Origin of the sequence: Pedobacter jeongneungensis (assembly GCF_000633455.1) — a bacterium.
Taxonomy (GTDB): domain Bacteria; phylum Bacteroidota; class Bacteroidia; order Sphingobacteriales; family Sphingobacteriaceae; genus Pedobacter; species Pedobacter jeongneungensis_A.
The window spans coordinates 144105-164484 of the sequence record NZ_AYMG01000019.1 but is presented as its reverse complement, the minus strand read 5'-3'; the positions used below and the strand labels follow the sequence as shown (position 1 = coordinate 164484).

At 36.7% G+C, this 20380-nt stretch carries 20 protein-coding genes; 7 read left to right on the top strand and 13 right to left on the bottom strand.

Annotated elements, in window-relative coordinates:
• Positions 1 to 129, top strand: a 129-nt coding sequence (locus U859_RS31665) for an IS3 family transposase (protein ID WP_162799989.1), incomplete at its 5' end; no start/stop codon positions are given.
• A 69-nt stretch (positions 130 to 198) separates the two neighbouring features.
• On the opposite strand, the gene U859_RS0118545 is transcribed toward U859_RS31665, so the two are convergent.
• The 3 genes from U859_RS0118545 to U859_RS0118535 form a co-directional block, all read right to left on the bottom strand.
• Complete coding sequence (locus tag U859_RS0118545) at positions 199 to 816, bottom strand: porin family protein (protein ID WP_025144821.1); 618 nt, start codon at positions 814 to 816, stop codon at positions 199 to 201.
• A gap of 72 nt (positions 817 to 888) precedes the next feature.
• Positions 889 to 2106, bottom strand: coding sequence for a chromate efflux transporter (gene chrA, locus U859_RS0118540; protein ID WP_025144820.1), 1218 nt, complete (start codon positions 2104 to 2106; stop codon positions 889 to 891).
• 51 nt (positions 2107 to 2157) lie between these two features.
• Positions 2158 to 2493 carry a tetratricopeptide repeat protein gene (locus U859_RS0118535; protein ID WP_025144819.1) on the bottom strand — a complete coding sequence of 112 codons (336 nt, stop codon included), beginning with the start codon at positions 2491 to 2493 and terminating at the stop codon, positions 2158 to 2160.
• A gap of 129 nt (positions 2494 to 2622) precedes the next feature.
• Here U859_RS0118535 and U859_RS0118530 point away from each other — a divergent pair, with 129 nt between their 5' ends.
• The 6 genes from U859_RS0118530 to U859_RS32040 all read left to right on the top strand — a co-directional run bounded on the left by U859_RS0118530 (position 2623) and on the right by U859_RS32040 (position 8263).
• Positions 2623 to 3360 carry an electron transfer flavoprotein subunit beta/FixA family protein gene (locus U859_RS0118530; RefSeq protein WP_025144818.1) on the top strand — a complete coding sequence of 246 codons (738 nt, stop codon included), beginning with the start codon at positions 2623 to 2625 and terminating at the stop codon, positions 3358 to 3360.
• Positions 3361 to 3461: 101 nt separating this feature from the next.
• Positions 3462 to 4430: an electron transfer flavoprotein subunit alpha/FixB family protein gene (locus tag U859_RS0118525; RefSeq protein WP_025144817.1), complete on the top strand. Its 969-nt coding sequence runs from the start codon at positions 3462 to 3464 to the stop codon at positions 4428 to 4430.
• A gap of 51 nt (positions 4431 to 4481) precedes the next feature.
• Complete coding sequence (locus U859_RS0118520) at positions 4482 to 5096, top strand: bifunctional nuclease family protein (protein WP_025144816.1); 615 nt, start codon at positions 4482 to 4484, stop codon at positions 5094 to 5096.
• Between the two features lie 184 nt (positions 5097 to 5280).
• Positions 5281 to 6660, top strand: a complete 1380-nt coding sequence (locus U859_RS0118515) for a nucleoside permease (protein WP_025144815.1) — start codon at positions 5281 to 5283, stop codon at positions 6658 to 6660.
• Positions 6661 to 6678: 18 nt separating this feature from the next.
• Complete coding sequence (locus U859_RS0118510) at positions 6679 to 7800, top strand: DUF3667 domain-containing protein (RefSeq protein ID WP_084153106.1); 1122 nt, start codon at positions 6679 to 6681, stop codon at positions 7798 to 7800.
• Positions 7801 to 8047: 247 nt separating this feature from the next.
• The gene (locus tag U859_RS32040; protein WP_162799988.1) at positions 8048 to 8263 is read left to right on the top strand and encodes a hypothetical protein; all 216 of its coding nucleotides are present in this window, start codon (positions 8048 to 8050) and stop codon (positions 8261 to 8263) included.
• A gap of 337 nt (positions 8264 to 8600) precedes the next feature.
• On the opposite strand, the gene U859_RS0118495 is transcribed toward U859_RS32040, so the two are convergent.
• From U859_RS0118495 to U859_RS0118450, 10 genes are all read right to left on the bottom strand, one after another.
• Complete coding sequence (locus U859_RS0118495; protein WP_025144812.1) at positions 8601 to 9890, bottom strand: citrate synthase; 1290 nt, start codon at positions 9888 to 9890, stop codon at positions 8601 to 8603.
• A gap of 133 nt (positions 9891 to 10023) precedes the next feature.
• On the bottom strand, positions 10024 to 10554 hold the full coding sequence (locus U859_RS0118490) for a DUF3347 domain-containing protein (protein ID WP_025144811.1): 531 nt from the start codon (positions 10552 to 10554) through the stop codon (positions 10024 to 10026).
• A gap of 97 nt (positions 10555 to 10651) precedes the next feature.
• Entirely contained in the window at positions 10652 to 11203 is a 552-nt protein-coding gene (locus U859_RS31225; RefSeq protein ID WP_025144810.1) for a hypothetical protein, read from the bottom strand.
• Positions 11204 to 11356: 153 nt separating this feature from the next.
• Complete coding sequence (locus tag U859_RS0118480) at positions 11357 to 11857, bottom strand: hypothetical protein (RefSeq protein ID WP_025144809.1); 501 nt, start codon at positions 11855 to 11857, stop codon at positions 11357 to 11359.
• A 116-nt stretch (positions 11858 to 11973) separates the two neighbouring features.
• The gene (gene miaA, locus U859_RS0118475) at positions 11974 to 12903 is read right to left on the bottom strand and encodes a tRNA (adenosine(37)-N6)-dimethylallyltransferase MiaA (protein WP_025144808.1); all 930 of its coding nucleotides are present in this window, start codon (positions 12901 to 12903) and stop codon (positions 11974 to 11976) included.
• Positions 12903 to 13685: a hypothetical protein gene (locus tag U859_RS31220; RefSeq protein WP_025144807.1), complete on the bottom strand. Its 783-nt coding sequence runs from the start codon at positions 13683 to 13685 to the stop codon at positions 12903 to 12905. The genes miaA and U859_RS31220 overlap by 1 nt, the downstream gene beginning before the upstream one ends.
• Positions 13686 to 13739: 54 nt before the next feature.
• Positions 13740 to 14102, bottom strand: a complete 363-nt coding sequence (locus U859_RS0118465) for a hypothetical protein (protein ID WP_025144806.1) — start codon at positions 14100 to 14102, stop codon at positions 13740 to 13742.
• A gap of 53 nt (positions 14103 to 14155) precedes the next feature.
• Positions 14156 to 15250, bottom strand: a complete 1095-nt coding sequence (locus U859_RS0118460; protein ID WP_025144805.1) for an MBL fold metallo-hydrolase — start codon at positions 15248 to 15250, stop codon at positions 14156 to 14158.
• A 131-nt stretch (positions 15251 to 15381) separates the two neighbouring features.
• Positions 15382 to 16908: a SusD/RagB family nutrient-binding outer membrane lipoprotein gene (locus tag U859_RS0118455; RefSeq protein ID WP_025144804.1), complete on the bottom strand. Its 1527-nt coding sequence runs from the start codon at positions 16906 to 16908 to the stop codon at positions 15382 to 15384.
• A gap of 10 nt (positions 16909 to 16918) precedes the next feature.
• Entirely contained in the window at positions 16919 to 20224 is a 3306-nt protein-coding gene (locus U859_RS0118450) for a SusC/RagA family TonB-linked outer membrane protein (RefSeq protein ID WP_029985940.1), read from the bottom strand.
• Between the last annotated feature and the right edge of the window lie 156 nt (positions 20225 to 20380).

Here is a 20380-nt window from a genome sequence, read left to right as displayed (position 1 = left end):
TACTTGTCAGTAGAGGAGTTAAAGAATGATATTGATGAGTACATCGATTACTATAACAACAATAGGATTAGGTTGAATCTAAAAGGAATGAGCCCGGTTGAATACCGAGCTCAAATCCTAAATAATTAATTATTAAGTTTGTCTAAACTTTTGGGGGCAGTCCACTTTCATCTGAGGCATTTTTTATTTAATGAAATTCTACAAGCTAAAAAGGAACCCCGCATTTAAACTTGATCTTCCTGTTCTGATGCGGTAACCTTGGTTTTGTTTAAACAGATCAGTAATACCCGATTGACCGTCAGCTTCTAACAATACCTTTACCTTACTGGTTATCGGTAATTTTACCCCAATCCCCAAATCGAAACCAATATCCCGGTTGTGCACAAAATCTTTTAAATCTGTACTGAACTTTGATTCTTTCGCATCTAACAAAATACCAAAATATGGCCCAAAGTTTAAGTACCAGTTTCTTTTCTTTCCAAAATGCCAGTTGGCCATTACAGGAATGGTTAAGTAATTAATCTCGTAATTGGTTACAAAACTCTGCCCGTTATCCAGATTGGTTAAATAGCCATTGTCCCATCCTTTTTGGTCATAACCAATTTTAGCTTTAATGCTCCACCTGTCTGAAAAAAAATAATCCCCTACAGCAGTTACGTTAAAGCCACTTCTGAAATCGCTATTGGTCTGCGTACTCGTTGTAACAGTAGCTGCATTATAGCCGACGTGCAATCCTACTTCAAAACTGTTTTTTTCCTGGGCCTGGGTAGTTACCCCTAGCCCGCTTAATAATAGAAGCGTTAATAGTTTCCTCATAATTTATCTGATTTTAAATTTTGCCGAAGATATAACTAAATCTTCTTTATTAGAAAACAGCGTTTAAGAATACTAAAAAATATAAGCAAGCAGGATTCCGGCCAGTACAATAACTGGCGGACTTACTTTCGTAAAGTTGAGTAGTAAAAATGTAGCCACCATAATACCCAAAAAGAGCCAGTTAAATCCCATTGGAATTAATAGCAGTACAAATGCAGCAATAATGAAACCTACACTTACTGCGTTGATTCCTGATAGGCTATGACGGATCCTCGAAATCTTTTTCAGGTCATCCCAAAAAGGTACAATAAACAAAACCAGGATCAATCCAGGCAAATTGATACCGATTACGCCAATTAATCCACCTAAAATCTGTCCCCACATGCCATACCCAAAATTTTTCATGCTCAGAGCCCCAAGATAACTCGTAAAAGAAAATGTAGGTCCGGGTAAGGCTTGCTGAAGGGCAAAACCCGATAGAAATCCTGATGAAGGCAAATAATGTTTCATCTCTACAAACTCGGTAAACATCAATGGAACAAGCACCTGCCCTCCTCCAAACACCAATATTCCGTTACGGTAAAAATTTTCGAGTAAACGGATGGGTAAACTAAAAGGTGATGTTCTATTGATAATGGCACCAACCAATGCAAATAACAGCAAAGCACCTAAAAAGTAGATCATCTTTTTGGGGTTAATGTTCGAAAAAAGCTTAACCCTCAGTTCTGTTTCTTCTTTTGGAGTTTCGATGGCTGAAGAAATCATTCCACCGATTAAAATAGATAGTGGAAATACATATGCATTCCTTAAAACCAGCGTAGCAATTACCGAAGCAATGGCTAAAAAGATAGAAACCTGTGAGGATAACACCTTTTTACCCAGTTTCCATGCTCCGTAAGCCACAATGCCTAAAGCTATGGGCTGGATATATTCTAAAATATCGTTAAATTTTTGTTTTTGATCCAATAAGGCATAACTAATGGCTGCAAAAGTCATAATTGCCGCCGTAGGCAAAATCCAGATCAAAAAGGTAATAATAGCCAATTTTAGCTTACCAACTTTCCAGGCAATCCCTACCAGTGTTTGTGTAGATGCCGGTCCTGGTAAAACCTGAGCCAGTGCATTTAGTTCTAACAGCTCTTCTTCGGAGATAAACTTCGTACTTTGAACAAAATACTTTAGCAACAATGCCAGGTGTGCCTGTGCGCCACCAAAAGAAGTGAAGGTAAAAAAAATTACATTTCGGATAAACAGCCACTGTCTTTTAGCAGCGATGGGTTTGGTTTGCATTAATTCAAAAACTAATAACTGTTAACTGAAAATTGACAACTGGAAATGTGCTTAATCATCTTCATAATCTAATCCGGCAGCCGAGTTGTAGGCACCTTGTAATTCAGAGAAGGCATGCATATCCCGTTTATTCCGGGCCACTTGCATTCCTTTCTGGTAGGTTTCGATCGCTTTCTCTTTTTGCCCGTCTTTTTCCAGTAATTTACCTAAATGATAATAAGTTCCTACATAATCAGGATGTTTATCGGTTAACTGAAGGTAAAAAGAATAAGCCTTTTCTTTATCATTTAGATTGTTATACTCTGTGGCTAAGGCATATAGTATAAACGGATCGTTAGCATCGCTTTCTAAAAATTCCAATAACTTACTTAAACGGGTAGATGACATTTTATTTCCTTGCTTTTTTAATTAAATTTGCAGAAAGACCTTATATAATAATGATATCATATATGAATCGATTAACAGCGAACAATTATAGTCCTGGATCGTTCATTAAATAAAAACCACTATTAACATATGAAAATATTAGTTTGTATCAGTAACGTGCCAGACACGACGACAAAAATAACTTTTACTAATGATAATACCGAATTCAATACGTCGGGAGTGCAATATATTGTTAATCCTTATGATGAAATTGCTTTATCAAGAGCCATCGAGCTAACCGAAGGCGGTAAAGGAACAGTAACCGTAATTAACGTAGGCGAAGCAGCCAACGATCCAACCATTAGAAAAGCGCTGGCAATTGGTGCAGATGATGCCGTTAGGGTAAATGCAGCTCCCAGAGATGCTTATTTTGTTGCTAAACAGATTGCTGAATATGCTAAAGATAAAGATTTTGACATCATTTTAACCGGCCGCGAATCTATTGATTATAACGGTAACCAGGTTGCAGCTATGGTTGGCGAATTTTTAGATATTCCATCGGTATCAATCATTAAAAAATTAACTTTCGAAGGCGATACCGCAACTATTGAAAGAGAAATTGAAGGCGGTAAAGAAGTATTAACCGTTTCTGGCAAATTTGTGGCAAGCTGTGCAGAAGGTGTGGCCGAGCCAAAAATACCGAACATGCGTGGTATCATGAGTGCCAGAACAAAACCATTAACAGTGGTTGACGCGGTTGCTATTGAAGAAGTAAGTAAAGTAACGAAATATGAAACTCCTGCTCCACGTGGTACGGTAAAGTTAATTCCAGCCGATCAAACAGAACAGTTGATCAGCTTGTTACATAGCGAAGCTAAGGTGATATAGTTGGCAGTTAGAAGTTTTCAGTTGTTAAATAAAGAGATAATTAATAGTATCAATTTCATTATAAATAAAATTCCCCTTTCAGGGGATTTAGAGATAAATATATGTCAGTATTAGTATATGTAGAGCAAGCTGAGGGTAAATTCAAGAAATCTGTTTTTGAAGCCGTTTCTTATGCCAAAGCCATTGCCGATCAACAATCAACTCAGTTAACCGCTATTTCTATTGGTGATGTTGCAGAAAGTGAATTAAAGGAATTAGGCAAATATGGCGCGTCTAAAGTGCTAAATGTAAGCGCCGATCAGTTAAAAACTTTCGTAAACCAGGCTTATGCCAGCGTTATTGCTGCTGCAGCCGAAAAAGAAGGTGCTGATATCGTTGTTTTATCTAACTCATTCTCAGGAAAAGGTTTGGCGCCGCGTATTGCAGTAAAACTTAAAGCAGGTTTGGCTGACGGAGCTGTTGAATTACCTAGTAATGATGGTAAATTTGCGGTAAAGAAAACAGCTTTCTCTGGTAAAGCATTTGCCATTACCGAATTAACTTCTGCTAACAAAGTAATTGCTTTAAATCCAAATGCTTTTGGTGTTAAAGAAAATGCAACTGATGCCGTTATAGAAACCTTTGCTGCAGATATTAAACAATCAGACTTAGGTACTTTAATTAAAGATATTGTAAGGGCTACTGATAAAGTTTCGTTACCGGATGCAGAGCTGGTAGTATCAGCAGGCAGAGGTTTAAAAGGACCAGAAAACTGGGGAATGATTGAAGAGCTTGCCGCTTTATTGGGCGCAGCTACGGCTTGTTCTAAACCAGTTTCTGATGCAGACTGGAGACCTCACTCAGAGCACGTTGGTCAAACCGGTATTGCCATCAGTCCGAACTTATACATTGCAATCGGTATTTCTGGTGCCATCCAGCATTTGGCAGGTGTAAGCTCATCTAAAGTTATTGTAGTAATCAACAAAGATCCTGAAGCACCTTTCTTTAAAGTGGCTGATTATGGCATTGTTGGCGATGCTTTTGAAGTGGTACCAAAATTAATTGAAGCATTAAAAGCACATAAGGGATAATTTCTTATAGACCTTACAGGTTTTAAAAACCTGTAAGGTCTTACCATTAATATGAAAAAAGTAAAATTAGATATTGTAGGTTTATCTTACAGCCAGACTCAATCTGGTGCTTATGCCCTTGTTTTAGGAGAAGTAAATGGTCGCCGTCGTTTGCCAATAATTATTGGTGCTTTTGAAGCACAGGCCATTGCCATAGAAATTGAGAAAATGACTCCTAGTAGGCCATTAACACATGATCTGTTTAAGTCGATGGCTGATACTTTTCATATCAACATCCAGGAAGTGATTATTTACAACCTGGTTGATGGTGTTTTTTATGCAAAGCTGATCTGCAGCGATGGCAAAAACACCCATGAGGTTGATGCCCGTACCTCTGATGCTATTGCTTTGGCCGTGAGGTTTAATGCCATGATCTATACCTACGAATTTATACTTGCTTCTGCGGGGATCGTAATCGAAGGAAATGATTTTCTTTTCCTCGAAAATATGGATTCGTTAACAAAAGAACCCGAAGCAGACAGCTTGCCAAGTGCTGGCAAACAACCAGGCTTTGGCGATCTTACGCTGGAAGAACTTCAGCAAAAACTACAGGAAGCCATAGCAGAAGAAGCTTACGAGAAAGCCGCAAGGTTACGCGATGAACTTAATAAACGCGGAAAATCTTAATTTTTCTTTAAAAATATCCAACAGATCAATATCCCATCAGATTTTCCTAAAAAATCAATAAATAAAAAGCTAAATACCAAAATGAGCTACATTGTTTAAAATAATTTAAGCTCATTTTGGATTATCATTCAAAATAGTTCTATATTCAGCTTTTACTTTCAATAAATCAAACTAAACTATTATTATGAACGTTAAGTTTCGCTTAACTATAATGAGTTTCATGCAATTCTTTGTATGGGCTGCCTGGTTAATTACGATTGCAAATTACTGGTTTGGAACCAAACAATGGGACGGTGCAGATTTTGGGATCATTTTTTCTACCATGGGTATTGCATCCCTATTTATGCCAACCATAACAGGTATCATCGCCGATAAATGGATAAATGCAGAAAAACTCTATGCCATTTTACACATACTTTATGCCGCTACTATGTTCTACCTACCTCAGGTAGAAGATCCACATACTTTTTTTTGGGTGATATTGGTAGCCATGTGTTTTTACATGCCAACCATTGCCTTAAGCAATTCGATCAGTTACACCACTTTAAAAAATGGCAATTTCGATGTCGTAAAGAACTTCCCTCCCATTCGGGTTTGGGGAACCGTTGGTTTTATTGCGGCCATGTGGATAACCAATTTAACAGGCAACAAAGCAAGTGCAAATCAATTTTATATTGCAGGCGTGAGCGCTTTATTATTGGGTCTATATTCTTTTACGCTTCCTGCATGTAAGCCTTTAAACTTAATCAGTGAGAAAAAAACATTTGCTCAAAAGTTGGGATTAGAGTCGTTTAAACTTTTTGCCGATTACAAAATGGCATTGTTTTTCATTTTCTCTATGTTTTTGGGGGCAGCCTTACAACTCACAAATGCCTATGGTGACGTCTTTTTAGATGAATTTAAATTATTCCCTGTTTTTGCTGATTCCTTTGTAATTAAGTATTCTACCATCATCTTATCTATCTCACAAATATCAGAAACATTGTTCATCCTCGCCATTCCATTCTTTTTGAAAAGGTTTGGGATTAAATGGGTAATTGCAATTGCCATGTTTGCCTGGGTGTTACGTTTTGGTTTATTTGCCTTTGGCGATCCATCGGCCAATCTATGGATGATTATTACCTCGTGCATTGTATATGGTATGGCTTTCGATTTTTTCAATATATCGGGTTCGCTGTTTGTAGAAACTTCTACCACACCAAAAATACGTTCATCAGCACAAGGTTTATTTATGATGATGACCAATGGTTTTGGTGCCGTATTTGGCAGTTTAATATCAGGCTGGATGATCAGTAAATATTTCACCACTTATTACACTAATATCGGTTCCTTATCAAAATATGTAAAAAGCGAAGCGGATAACGAGCATTTACTTAAATTTTTAAAAAATAAAGGCATTAGCATATTGCAGAATGGTGATTTAAGCAGGGCCTTAGATGTAAAAGATTGGCACAATATCTGGCTATCGTTTACCATTTATGTTTTAGTAATTGCTGTTGTTTTTGTGGTTATTTTTAAACACAAACATACCCGTGCAGAAGTAGAAGCCATTAATCATTTATAATAAAGTACATTTCATCTCATGTCAGCTGGTAAGTATAGAAAAGAACATAATTGCTTAAACTGCGGTTCCCATGTCGAGAAACACTACTGCAGCTCCTGTGGCCAACCAAATTTAGAATTAAGAGAAAGTTTCTGGACTTTTATTAGTCATAGCATTGCTCATTATTTTCACTTCGACAATAAATTCTTTCAGACGCTATCTCCTCTGTTAACAAAGCCCGGACAGGTTACGCTCGATTATTTAGCTGGTAAAAGAGCCCGCTACATCAATCCGGTGAGCATGTACATCTTTGTATCCATTGTATATTTTTTGGTGGTTTATTCGCCAAAACATGTAGAAAAGGATCCAGAACATGATGATATCAGTATTGAAAGCAAAAAAGGCGATGATATAAGTGATAGTGTAAAAAATGCGCTGAAACTTACAGGAGTATCTAAAACTATTGCAGATAAAGCCACAAAATCGATTAACAAGGCAATTCAAAAGAAAGCATTTATAAAATTAGGCTTTGCTGATCAGGAAAAAGAATTAAGCAGGCTTAAATCAGAAAACATAACGCTTAAATCTGATTCTATTTCGGATATACTGGAAGAATATAATGAGATCCATATTGAAAGGAACGATAGTACCTATGCAGCCTATTTATCTCGTCAGAAAAAATTACCTGTGGCTGAGCAAGACAGTTGGTATGAAAGGTTGATCAAAAAACGGGCGATTACCATTGGAGAGAAATCGGAAGTGATCCAGGAAACTTTAGAGCATAACCGCCCAAAGCAATACTTTTTATTGATGCCTTTACTGGCATGGTTTATTATGCTCAATTTCAGAAAAAACCATATCTATTATTTAGATCACCTGATTTTTACCATTCATGGGATGATGGTTTATTTTATCATTTCGATTATTACCCAACCTATTATGAAACATGTGTTTGGGGAGCATTCTATAGTAAGTAATATTCTTGAGGTTGTTGTAACCGTATATTTGTTTTGGTACATGTTTAAGGCACTTACTGTTTTTTATCAACGTAAAACCTGGAGTACAATTTTTAAAATCTTCTGGATTTTAATTTTGTATGCTGTTGCTTTTAAGCTATCAGAAATGGCAATGATCAATTTGATTTATTACGTAGCTACTTAACAGAATCGCTATTTCGAGGATTATTTATTTAATGCACATGGCGTTTTCTTTTGCAAATGGTGTGCTGCGAGGGATCGTCATTCCCAACCTGATTGGGAATCGTAATGTAATAAGCTTTAAGATTAGCTTCGCTGAGCACTTTGGGATTACCGCCTGCACCTATCGTGTGGACACAAATTACTGAAATTATTTTTAGTGCTCTCTGCCGCACGGCATCAAACTTTTGAGGCATCAAAAGTATGCAAAAATGCTTCATCAATCCAGCAATGAGCCTTTGCTCAATCTCATGCGCATCAAAAAAACAGCGGCACTTTGTTTTGTGTTCAATACTTTTTTTAAAAAAAATCCATCGAAAATGAACACAAAACCACTGCGTTTCAGGTTTGGTGCTGCCAATTTACCTAAACTGCAACTGTTTTTTTTGATTTCCCCGGCTCTTGGGATTGACAGCGTCCTTGGTTAAATTCCGTGCTTTATTAAAGTGGGTTATCAAGATGCCTAAACTATTTTTAAAAGAAATGTGATCACACATTAATTCTATGTGAAAAAAAAATATGAATTTTAGAATTATAACCTAAATAAGTGGCCTGTATTCTAAAAGACCACTTTAGATCCAAAAAAAAATGCAAATTACGTCGATTTTACTTCACAGCTATTCAAAAAATCTAACTTAAAAAAGCTCTCTCCTCAGACTTCGGAATTATGCTGCAGTCGATATAAGGATCAGCCGATAAAAAAAAATAAATGCACAAAAAAACCACCCGATATTTTCGAGTGGTTTTTTTATGCGTTTATTGCAATTATTTTCTGTCTTTAAGCTCAACAAATTCTCTATCAGTTTCGCCAACATAAATCTGACGAGGACGACCTATCGGCTCTTTGTTCTCATGCATTTCTTTCCATTGTGCAATCCATCCAGGTAAGCGACCTAAAGCAAAAAGAACGGTAAACATCTCTGAAGGGAAGCCTAAAGCACGGTAAATAATACCTGAATAGAAATCTACGTTTGGATATAATTTACGGTCGATAAAATACTGATCGGTTAAAGCTGCTTCTTCCAGTTTTTTAGCGATCTCTAAAATAGGATCATCAATACCTAAATTTTCTAAGATATCATCACATGCTTTTTTAATGATTTTAGCTCTTGGATCAAAGTTTTTGTAAACCCTGTGTCCAAAGCCCATCATACGGAAAGGATCATTTTTATCTTTCGCTTTAGCAATCCATTTCTCTGTATCACCACCATCAGCTTTGATCAGCTCGAGCATATCAATAACAGCCTGGTTTGCTCCACCATGTAGCGGTCCCCAAAGTGCAGCAATACCTGCAGCGATTGAAGCATATAAATTACAGTCAGATGAACCTACAATACGTACCGTAGATGCCGAACAGTTTTGCTCGTGATCTGCATGCAGAATCAGTAATTTGTTCATCGCATTTACAACGATCGGGTTTACATCATAATCTTCAGTACGTTGGCCAAATGTCATCCAAAGGAAATTGGTAACATAATCATATTTATTTTTTGGATAAATAAGCGGGTGGCCCAATGATTTTTTATAAACAAAAGAAACAATGGTTGGGAATTTAGCCAATAACTTAATAATGGTTAAATCCTGCTCTTCTGCGGTTTGATTTGGCTTTAAACATTCAGGGTAAAATGTAGAAAGTGAAAATATTAATGAACCCAATTGCCCCATCGGATGCGATCTTGACGGATAACCATCAAAGAATTTTTTCATATCCTCATGGATCAGGGTATGTTTGCTGATATCGGCCTGTAAATCTTCCAGTTGTTTTTGCGTTGGAAGGTCGCCGTAAATAATCAGATAAATCACTTCTAAGAAACTTGATTTTGCTGCAAGTTCTTCAATAGAATAACCCCTGTATTTTAAAATGCCTTTTTCACCATCTAAAAAAGTGATTTTACTTTTTGTAGAACCCGTATTTTTAAAACCAGTATCTAAAGTTACAAAGCCTGTAAGATCTCTTAGTTTTGAAATATCAATGGCCTTCTCATCTTCTGTTCCTGTTATTACTGGCAATTCTATTGTCTTACCATCAACTTTAATCTCTGCAATATCTGACATATTATTGTATTGTGTTTATAGCTTTCTAAATTATATAAAATTAATATACATGCATAACAAATCTGTTAAATTAATATGAATAATTGGTCAAAATGACGTAACAATCATGCTTAATTATACATCTTTTGAAATTTTATTTTGCCTTGATCTCCTCAGCCACTCTTCCACACTCCAGCATTTCTTTACCATAATAAGGATTCCTGATTTCTTTTTCAGTTGATAACCAGTCGCCTCCATCTCCTTTGTTTGCCATGGGGCAATGCTGAACATAAATAGTGCCTTTTTCAATTTCGGCTCCTTTTAACAAAGCGATTAAATCGGCACTTAAAACGGTAAAATCTTTCCGTTGCGAAATGAGGTCACTGCTCGCTGCAATTTTACTGGCAACAGCAGCTGTTGGTTCACAGCCTTTATAGGCAGCCAAACTGGTTTGTAACTGAACAGCAGATTTTTGGGCATTTGCAGCATCAGATTTTACCAGCGCGTCTTTTAAAACCACGTATTGGTTAAAAATTGCTGATTTCTGTTTGTCTTTTATTGCAACTTCGTTTTTAACTGCAACTGAATCTGTTTTTGTCGAGTCTGTAGCTGCTGTAGAATTTTTATTTGCCTGGTTGCAGGCCATTAAAGCAGTAAGTATGGCTATTCCGAATATTCTTTTCATTGTATTTGGTTTTCGGCTCAAAATAGCAATTAAAATATTAAATCAATAAAAAAGTCCCGATTTTCATCGGGACTCGCAAGATATTATGATGTTTTAATTATAATTTGAAATTATATCCCAGTCTAAGGTTAAACTGTCCTGTTTTCATGAAGTAAAGATCAGAAGCGCTATTGTTTACATAACCTTCGTATTTTACACCAAGATCCAGGCCGTTTTTCCATTCGTAACCTAAACCACCAGTATAAATAAAGTTCATGTTGGCGCCGTCTTTAATGGCCAATCCAGATCCTAGCTCAGTGCTTAAATACATTCTTTCAATCGGGAATACCCTAACACCACCTAATAAAGGAATAAATTCGAACTTAAGCGGACTTCCTTTCCATTTCAGTCTGGTATAACCACCAGAAGCAGTAAGCGCTACATAAGGACTTAAATCATACTGAAGTCTTACGTCTGCACCATAACCATAATCCATTTCAGAACGGTCAGGAAATAAACCACCATTTACGCCAACACCAATTTTGAAAGCCATGCCGCTTCCGGTTGTCATTGGCTGTGTCGAATCCATTGTTTGTGCTTTTAAATTTGATGTGGTTAAAATTGCCAATGCGGTTAAGCTTGTTGCAAAAAGTTTAGTAATTGTTTTCATTGTCAGATATTTTAAGTTATTAATTAAGGGTTTAATTCATATACGTTAAAATATCATTTGTGGATTTTGATATTTTCATTTTTTTCAGAATGTTATGAAATAAAAAAAGCCCCCTTAAAAAGGAGGCTTTCAGTATTATTTGGAATTAGCTGTTTACAAGCTGAATCCGTAAGCTAAACGAATACCGGCAAATCCAATGCTACCATTATTTGAATAACCTTCATATTTCGCGGCTAAATCTAAGCCATTACTCCATGCGTAACCAATTGCTGGAGAATAAACAAATGATGTTCCAGAACCTTTGTTTGTTCCAAAGCCTGCACCAAGTTCTGCTAAACCATAAGCACCGGCACCAGAATCATTAAAGAAGTATTTTGCTCCAGCTTTAACAGGGATAACACCAAAACTTCCACCTCCGTAAGAGTCTTTAATAGAAAAGTTATTGTATCCTGCAGTCACAGGAATAGACAGTTGTTTATCAACATTAAATTGATACCTAATATCTCCACCTAACACCAAACCGTACCCAGTAGATGTACCAGCGCCAACATTTAGTCCTATTCCTAGATTACGAGATTGTGCATTTGCATTGGTAGAAAAGAATAATGCCACTACAGCTGCTGAAGTAGCAATGATTTTAGTAATTGTTTTCATTTTAAGGATGATTTTGAGTTAAAACTAATATGCTTCAACAAACACAAAGGTTGTGCCAAAAGGGCTTTTTCAAGGTATTTCACCTCATAAACCAACCTTAAGATGACTAATCTATATTAATTTAATTGAACTGAAACTTTTTCTAAAATCAACTGTTTTAAATGGTTTGTTGAAGCAACTGCATCAAGCCAGATAATGTTTACATTGTCCTTTTCCATCTTTCTGAAAAACGTATTTTGCCTTTTGGCGTACTGGCAAATGGCAATGCCCAGTTTAAGTTTTAACTCCTCTAAGGTAAACAGCCCATCCAGGTAATTCACAATAAACTTATATTCCAATCCGTAAAAAATTAAAGTTTCTTTACTGATACCATCCTTAATTAACTGTTCTACCTCTTCGATCAGTCCAGAGGCAAACCTTTCATCTAACCGCTTCAGGATTTTAGCCCTCGTGAATTCCACTTCATTTTTCAAACCAAAAATGATGGGTTTAATTTCTGGCCTTTCAACTGTTTCCAACTTATGGTCTTTTAAGTACTCAGCTATTTCTAAAGCCCTGATTAATCTCTTTTTTGAAGATAAATCAACGTGATCAGTATTTTGATTTTTATCACTTTGTATTTTCAAAATCAGTTCATCTTTGGATAATAAATCCAGCTGATCTCTCAACTCCTGATTAACGGGTATTGCCGTAAAAGTTTGATTTTGAAGTAAGCTATGGATGTACATTCCCGTGCCACCGCAAAGGATAGGAATTTTTTGTTGCTCGGTTATAATTTCAAAAGCTTTGTAAAAATCGTTTTTAAAGGCATCTACATGGTAACGCTCGCCTGGTTCTAAAATATCGATCAAATGATAAGGAATAATTTTTCCGTTTATCTCATATTCCTGCAGGTCTTTACCCGTACCAATATCCATGCGTTTAAAAACCTGGCGGCTATCTGCACTGATAATTTCTCCACCTAAGGCCTCTGCAACCTGCACAGCAAGTTTTGTTTTACCTGATGCTGTTGCACCTAAAATAATGATGAGGTTATGGCTGTTCATTAAAATTTAAGGATGAATTTTAAACTTCCTGTATTGAATACTTCTGTAGCTGAAAGCTGGTTATCCTTTTTTAGTTGTCGGTTTAAATTTTCGTCGAGTATATAAATTTGAGGTTCCAGGATGGTGGTTTGTATAAACCCTAAGGTAAGGTAGGCCTCTCCTGCCGACCAATCGCAATCTGCATAAGTCATCAGATCATTGGGTTTATAGGTTTCTGCAAAATAAGTAATCAACTTACTTAATCCACCGGTAATGGAGTGGCCAGCTTTAACGCCAAACCGGATCAACTCTGCAGATTTGTAATTTTCGGTATGATTCATTTTTCTCAGTGCAGAAAAAGTGGCGACCGCAACAAGTTCATCTTTTTCAAACAAACCGATTTTATAACGGCTGCTCACGGGGCCTTGCAAATGGTTTTCGATTAAAAAAGCATCAGCAACAGGTTTGGTAATTTTAGCAGCCTTTGTTTTTCTACCATGAATCCTGATATTCTGCCCAAGTAACGATTTTATCCTGGCCACAACATGATCAGGCCTTGACAGCCAAACATCTTCCCAAAGGTGAATGAGTTTGATATTTTTTCGGCAATATTTTTCTTTAAGTCTGATTAAATCATCTGGTTTGAACTGATTATCTAAATGAACCAAATTGATCAGCAATTTTTTATCCACCTCTAAGAGCTGAAATTCATCAACCAAAAAAAAATGGCATTCAATTTTATGGTTAGCCAATGCTAAACTTAATTGTTGATGCCAGTTATAATCAGGATTTAAAATGTTCAATCAGCAGAAGGTTATGGAGAAAAATTATCTGCTGCAAATTTAACCATCAAATTTCTAAATCCATTCTTTTTCTTTAAAGTTGGTATGGATAATTTCGACCAGGGTTTCTACTTCCTTTAATTTAGTATCGTCCAATTGCGCAATTTTTAATCCATCGGTATTTTCACCGAAAGAAGTAAGTTGTTGGTTGGTTGAAGAGAATTCGCTTGTATTGACCTTAACTTCTACCTCGTTCCCGTTAATATAAACACCTGTAAAAAAGCGTTCTGTAACCTTTTCACCGTCTAACTCTATATTTTTCTCGCTATATAAATCGTAGCCGGTTTCGGAGTTTTCGTGTACCGTGTATCCCCTCGTAGCGTAAGGTTGTATTCCTGCCCTAATGGTTTGAAAAATTTCTACAAGATCAGTTTTCATAATTCGATTTGAGTTTAGAAATTAAACACCAGTAGTACGTTATTGTTTAGTTTTTATTCTGTTAACCACCATTTCTCGCTAGGGAAATTTCCATTTAATAGAACGGTTTCACCTAATTTTGGGGTTACTAACGGAAAAGTTTTTACCGATGCAGCTGCAACAACACGTTTGATAGGTTCGTTCCACGGGTGCATGGCGAGGCTAAATTTACCCCAATGCACGGGCATCAATACCTTAGCTTTTAAATCGATGGCAGCCTGCACCGTATCTTCAGGAAACATGTGAATATAAGGCCAATATGCATTATACTGACCGCATTCTAATAGTGCCAGATCAAACGGACCAAATTCCTCTCCTATTTCTGCAAAGTGTGTATCGTAGCCTGAGTCGCCGCCTAAAAACAGTTTATAGTTAGCAGTTTGCAATACGAAGGCTGACCAAAGGGTCTGATTTCTTTTAAATTTCCTACCGGTAAAATGCCTTGCAGGAACAGCAGTTATGGTCAGATTGTTGAATAAAGTAACAGACTGCTTCCACCCTAATTCATTTATTTTTTCTGTTTGAATCCGCCATCGCTCTAAATGAGCACCTACTCCCAAAGAAGTCACAATGGTTTTGGCCTGTGGTGCAATTTTTAAGATACTTTGATAATCCAGATGATCGTAATGATCATGCGTGATCACCAGGATGTCAATATCTTTAAAATCTTCGGCATTTACCACATCAGTTCCTTTAAAAGCTTTACTACCTATAAACGAAAATGGTGAAGGTGTTTGACTAAATACCGGGTCGACCAAAATCCTCAACCCCTCTACCTTGATCAGGTAAGAAGAATGACCGAACCAGATGATTTCTGGAGCATCGCTTTTTGGCTTTCCTGAGATATCGGGCGTTACAAAAGGGAGTGCTTTATCTGGCGATTTATTGGGATGCTTTTCAAAAAAGAATGCTTTTAAAATTTTAAAAAAGCTTACACCCTCGGGCTGCATTGGAGTAAATGACAGATTTTGCAAAGCGCCTTCCCTATAATTGGGCAATTGGTGGATTTTCGTTAACCTTTGATTTTTGGGTAAACGGCCAAAAACCGGGAGATTGATGATTACAAAAAATGCAATAACCAGAACTAAGATGATATACAATGCGATCATTTCGATTAAAATAAAAAACCAAAGTAGGAATATGCTTTTAAAAAAACGGGGGCGCTGATATATTTGACGAATGGATTACTTCTTACAAAAAAGTCCTTCCGGATTTGGAAGGACTTTAGAAAGCGTAAAATTTATTTTAAAAGCCACATTACTCCATCTGTTCTATCATTTCCATCGTATTGCCTGTTCAAAGCAGTTTTTAAATTTTCCAAATTATAATTGTATTCTTCACCTGGATAAGTATAACGAACAGGGATGTTGTTTTTATCAAAAGGATTGGTACTTGTTGCCGGATTAACAGGTAATTTCGGATAACCAGACCTCCTGAATTCATAATAAGCATCATAAGGATATTGCATAAAGTACATCAAATACTTTTGTATTGCAATCTGCTTTAATTGCTTATCGGAAGCTGCAGAAAAGGCAACGTTTACGTCGGCAAGGTAAGTTCCAATGTATGCCGGGGTAATCTTTTTACCGCTGTGGTATTTCACATCATCAGGTGTAACATTTACAACAAAATTCATGGCCTGTTTTACGCCTTCTTCGTAATAATTTTTAGCCGTTCCGGTTGCCCAACCCCTTACAATTGCCTCTGCAATAATAAAATTCTGCTCAGCAAAGCCTATACGTACCAAAGGTTCGCCAGGAGCATAACCTGTATAGCGCAAATTAAGCTGTGAATACTTTTTAGAAGTATATGCGGCTGATACACTAGAAAATACAGCTGTTGGGTCGGTACCTATATAGGCATCAGCATCGCTGGGTAATTTTCCTTCTGTTTGTAATTTATATACCGATGGCGCGGCATAGTAAAACAACCTGTAATCGTTATATTTTTTCAAAGTATCTGTCATTACAGAGGAAACCATAGCATAACTCGTAAACTTACTTATCGTACTATTGAACCAGTAAATTTGGTTTGCTTTATCAGAAAATACCAATTGCAGGTTATCACTATTGCTGCGTAATAAAGGTTGGGTGGTTAAAATTTGAGCAAAGCTTTCTTTAATTTTTAAATCAGGGTCGGTTTCTTTTTTAGATAGACTGATTAATACTTTTAAGCGAAAAGCATTAACAACCCTTCTCCAATTATCTACATTACCATTAAAAACAGGATCTCCGGTAAAGTTTTTCGCTGCTGCAAAAGAATTTGCCGATGTTTCTAAATCTTTTAATACTTGTTGCATTACCTGCTTTTGAGTATCGTATTTGGGCTGTGTATTTCCAGTTTCGCCATTCAATGCTTCCGAATAAGGAATATCTCCTACATTTAATGATAAATAATATAATTTATAGGCCTTAATAAACATACCCAAACCAGTGTAAGCTGGTTTATCAGCCGCGGCCGCTGCATTGATCATTTTTTGAACATTGGTTAATATCGTTATGGTACCAAAACCTGCACTTCCATAATTATTATACTGCTCGCCCTGTGGTAATTCTCCCCAGGCCATCTGTTTACTGGTCATTGCCGAAGATGTTTTATTTCCTTCAGATGGACGTGTAATGTTTAAAATCAGGTTGGTGGCTAATAAAGAAGCTGTGGTAGTAACAGGCGAATTTGGATTGGTATTGATTTCATCAAACTTTTTACACGATTGAAAAAGTATTAAGTTCATCAGCACCAAAAAGAATATTTTATGATATGTTTTCATTTTCGTTGTTTTAAAAGTTAGCTTTTACATTAAAACCCATATATCTTATTGAAGGTGAATTCAGGTTATCTCCTCCAACATCCGGATCTGAGAATTTCCACTCCTTAGTCCATAATAACATGTTCTGACCAACAAAACCTATAGACGCACTCTTCATCCCCGCGTGTTTGATAAATTTTGCCGGGATATTATAGGTTAAGGAAAGCTCCCTTAACTTAAAGAAGGTTTGGGTAAAGTAATCCTGTACACCACGGTAGTTCCTTGAGTAATCCTCATACGATATAACATCGGTACTTGGTGCAAACACACGGGTATCAGTAAGAATATTACCGTAAGTATCTCTGGTAGTTGTTCCTGAAACTACTTTAACACCATCGAGTTTAAAAGTTTCTTTACCGTTTACTACTTCATCATATCTCCAGCTGTTATCGCTATCAATATGAGTACCCGAGCTCCACATGTATCCCACCATATTATTGTAAGCCTTACCACCAACCCTTCCATCAAATGAAAAAGACAGGCTCAGGTTTTTATATTTGAAGGTATTGTTAAAACCCCATATCCAATCGGGATCTGAATAGCCCAATACAGTAGCACGTGGACTATCAGTAGGATATCCGTTTTGTAAAATTAGTTGTCCGTCTGGTGCCCTGTCATATTCATTGCCACTTACCCAGTCGTACCTGCTCCCTTCGGTAACCCATTGTTGTTTACTTGAGTAAACCGGATCTAATTTGGCATAATACCGTCTGTTAGTCGACCAGTTCAATCCCGTATTCCAGCTAAAATTACCGTTAGATATTATCGTTCCGTCGGCCGATAATTCTACTCCTTTTCTTTTTAACTCTTCTTTTGTATTGATTAATACGCTGTTAAAGCCAGAACTACTGCTTACCGTTGATGAAATTGTTCTATTGTAATATAAGGTGTTAAAATAGGCTGCATCGAGATGTATTTTATTCTTTAAGAATGCGAAAGCTGCACCATATTCATAACTTCTATTGGTTTGTGGTAAAATATCTGCCCCTCTAATTGAAGTAGGATAACTGCTTGTGCTTGCTCCATTCCAAACATTAGTATTAATGCTGTAGCTATTGTTTAAGTCATAAACGCCTAGATCAAATTTTGTTTTTGTCCATGAACCGCGTAGTTTGGCCATATCTACCCAATTTGGAAATTTAATTAATTCAGAAACAATAAAACTGCCCGAAACCGATGGATAAAAGAAAGAACGTTGTTGCGAAGATAAGGTAGATGACCAGTCATTTCTACCGGTTACATCTACAAAAGCAATGTTTTTATAAGAAAATGAAGCTTTTCCGTAGAAACTATTTACCTGTTTTTTGCCAATTTGACTGTCCTTATCAGCTATTTTGTAATAGGATGTACTTTTAACTGGATCTACAGAGGCTGAGAGCGCGTAAAAACCCGGCACTGTTATTCCATTCTGGGTTTCTACATTAAGGTAATTTTTTTCTCTGTAATATATTGACCCACCTATTAAACCATCAACCCGAAAATCGCCAATTTTTCCATTAGCCGTTAATATTAAATCGTTATTAATGTTAAATGCATCGGTTTTGGTTATACTATAGTAACCTTTTTTATTCCAGCCACCTACCGCACTAATGGCATTTCTGTATTCATTGGTTTGCGAGTAGGTATCAATGCCAGAGCGGAAAATAGCCTTAAACCAGGGTTTAATATCATAGCTCGCATTAACATATCCGTTGGTTAGGTTATAATCATCGCTACGCAAAATTTCGTTCGCAATAAAGTAAGGATTATCATACCAGGTATTTTCCATCCAGTTTTGCAATATGTTTTCTTTACCGGCAACCCAATAATTTTTATAATCGCGTACATCATATTCAGTTCCCGACCATACCACCAGGTTATATAAATATCCGCCACCACCATAGCCTGTACCTATATTGTTAGGGAAATACCTTTTATTAAAAGTAAAACCACCGTCTAAACTAAAATTGCCTGCTTTTATATCGCCGGAGATACTGGCAATAATTTTATTCAGTTTGGTGTTTGGATATTGCCCCTGGTTATACACATGAGAAAATGAAGCACGCATACTTCCGTTTTTACCGGATTGACTGATGCTCAAATTGTTATTTAAAATAAAGCCCTGTTGTAAAAAATTGGCCAGATTATCTTTTCCTTTTGATACCAATGGCATATCTTCGAATTTATATGTACTGGGGTTATATTGACTTGCTGTTCTGCCAATATCCAGTTTATCTCCCCAAACATAATCTCCTACGCCATACTTTCCTCCACTGCCCGAACTATAGGAAGATTGCACCTCAGGAAAGGCCAAAAAGCCAGACGAAAACATGTTACTGCTATTAAAACCTACCACGAGGCCTCCTTCTTTATTTCCTCGTTTGGTAGTTACCATAATTGCACCATTACCGCCCCTGTTGCCATATAAAGCAGATGCTGTTGCTCCTTTCAAAACGCTGATGTCTAAAATATCATCAGGAGAAATATTATCGATAGATAAACTGGTGTACGGCACTCCGTCAACAACCAATAATGCGTTAGCACCCCGAAGCTCAATGGAGGGATTGGCCGCAAACTCTGTGCTGTTTTTAATATTTAAACCGGCAACTTTCCCGGTTAAGGATGTGGCTACATTCACTCCTTTAGCCGATGTTAATGTATTACCTTCTACTTTTTGTACCGCGTAGCCTAATGATTTCTCAGAACGTTTTATACCTAAAGCTGTAACCACCACGTCGGTTAAATTACTTACAGTCGGTACTAAAGAAATGTTGTAATTTTTACTATCTCCTACAATAATTTCCTGAGAAGTGTAACCGATATATGAAACGACCAGGGTTGCACCTTTCGATGCATTTAAAGAGAACATACCGTTTGCATCAGTTGTTGCACCGATTTTTGACTCTTTTACCAAGATACTTGCTCCTACAATTGGCTGACCAGTTTCGTCGGTAACTTTTCCGTTTATGATTTCAAAAAAAACCGACTTATACACAAGATCATCGTTTTTTTTTCTTAACACTATCGTTTTATCGAATATTTTATAACTAAGCGGTTGATTTTTGAGACATAAGTCCAAAATCTGCTCAACAGGTGAATTTGTGACATTAACAGTAACTTTCTGCGTTTTAGAAAGTTCTAAATTATCGTATAAAAAAACATACTCGCTTTGTTTTTCTATCGACTTGAAGATGACCTCCATTGAAACATTTTTTTGTTTCAATGTAATATTCTGACTGTAAACACTTGCGCTTACCTGGCAGAGGCTTGCTAATAAAAATATTGTTGTTAATTTCATCACCAATATTAATTGTGCAGGTTTACACCGCATCTTAAATACGGTGTTTAAGAAAGTACTAAAATTCATGATTGAATTTGGGGTTAAAACATTATAGCTTAGATAACTTATTGTATTCTGCGTACAGACTGATCTGGCACAGAACTCGTTCATCTC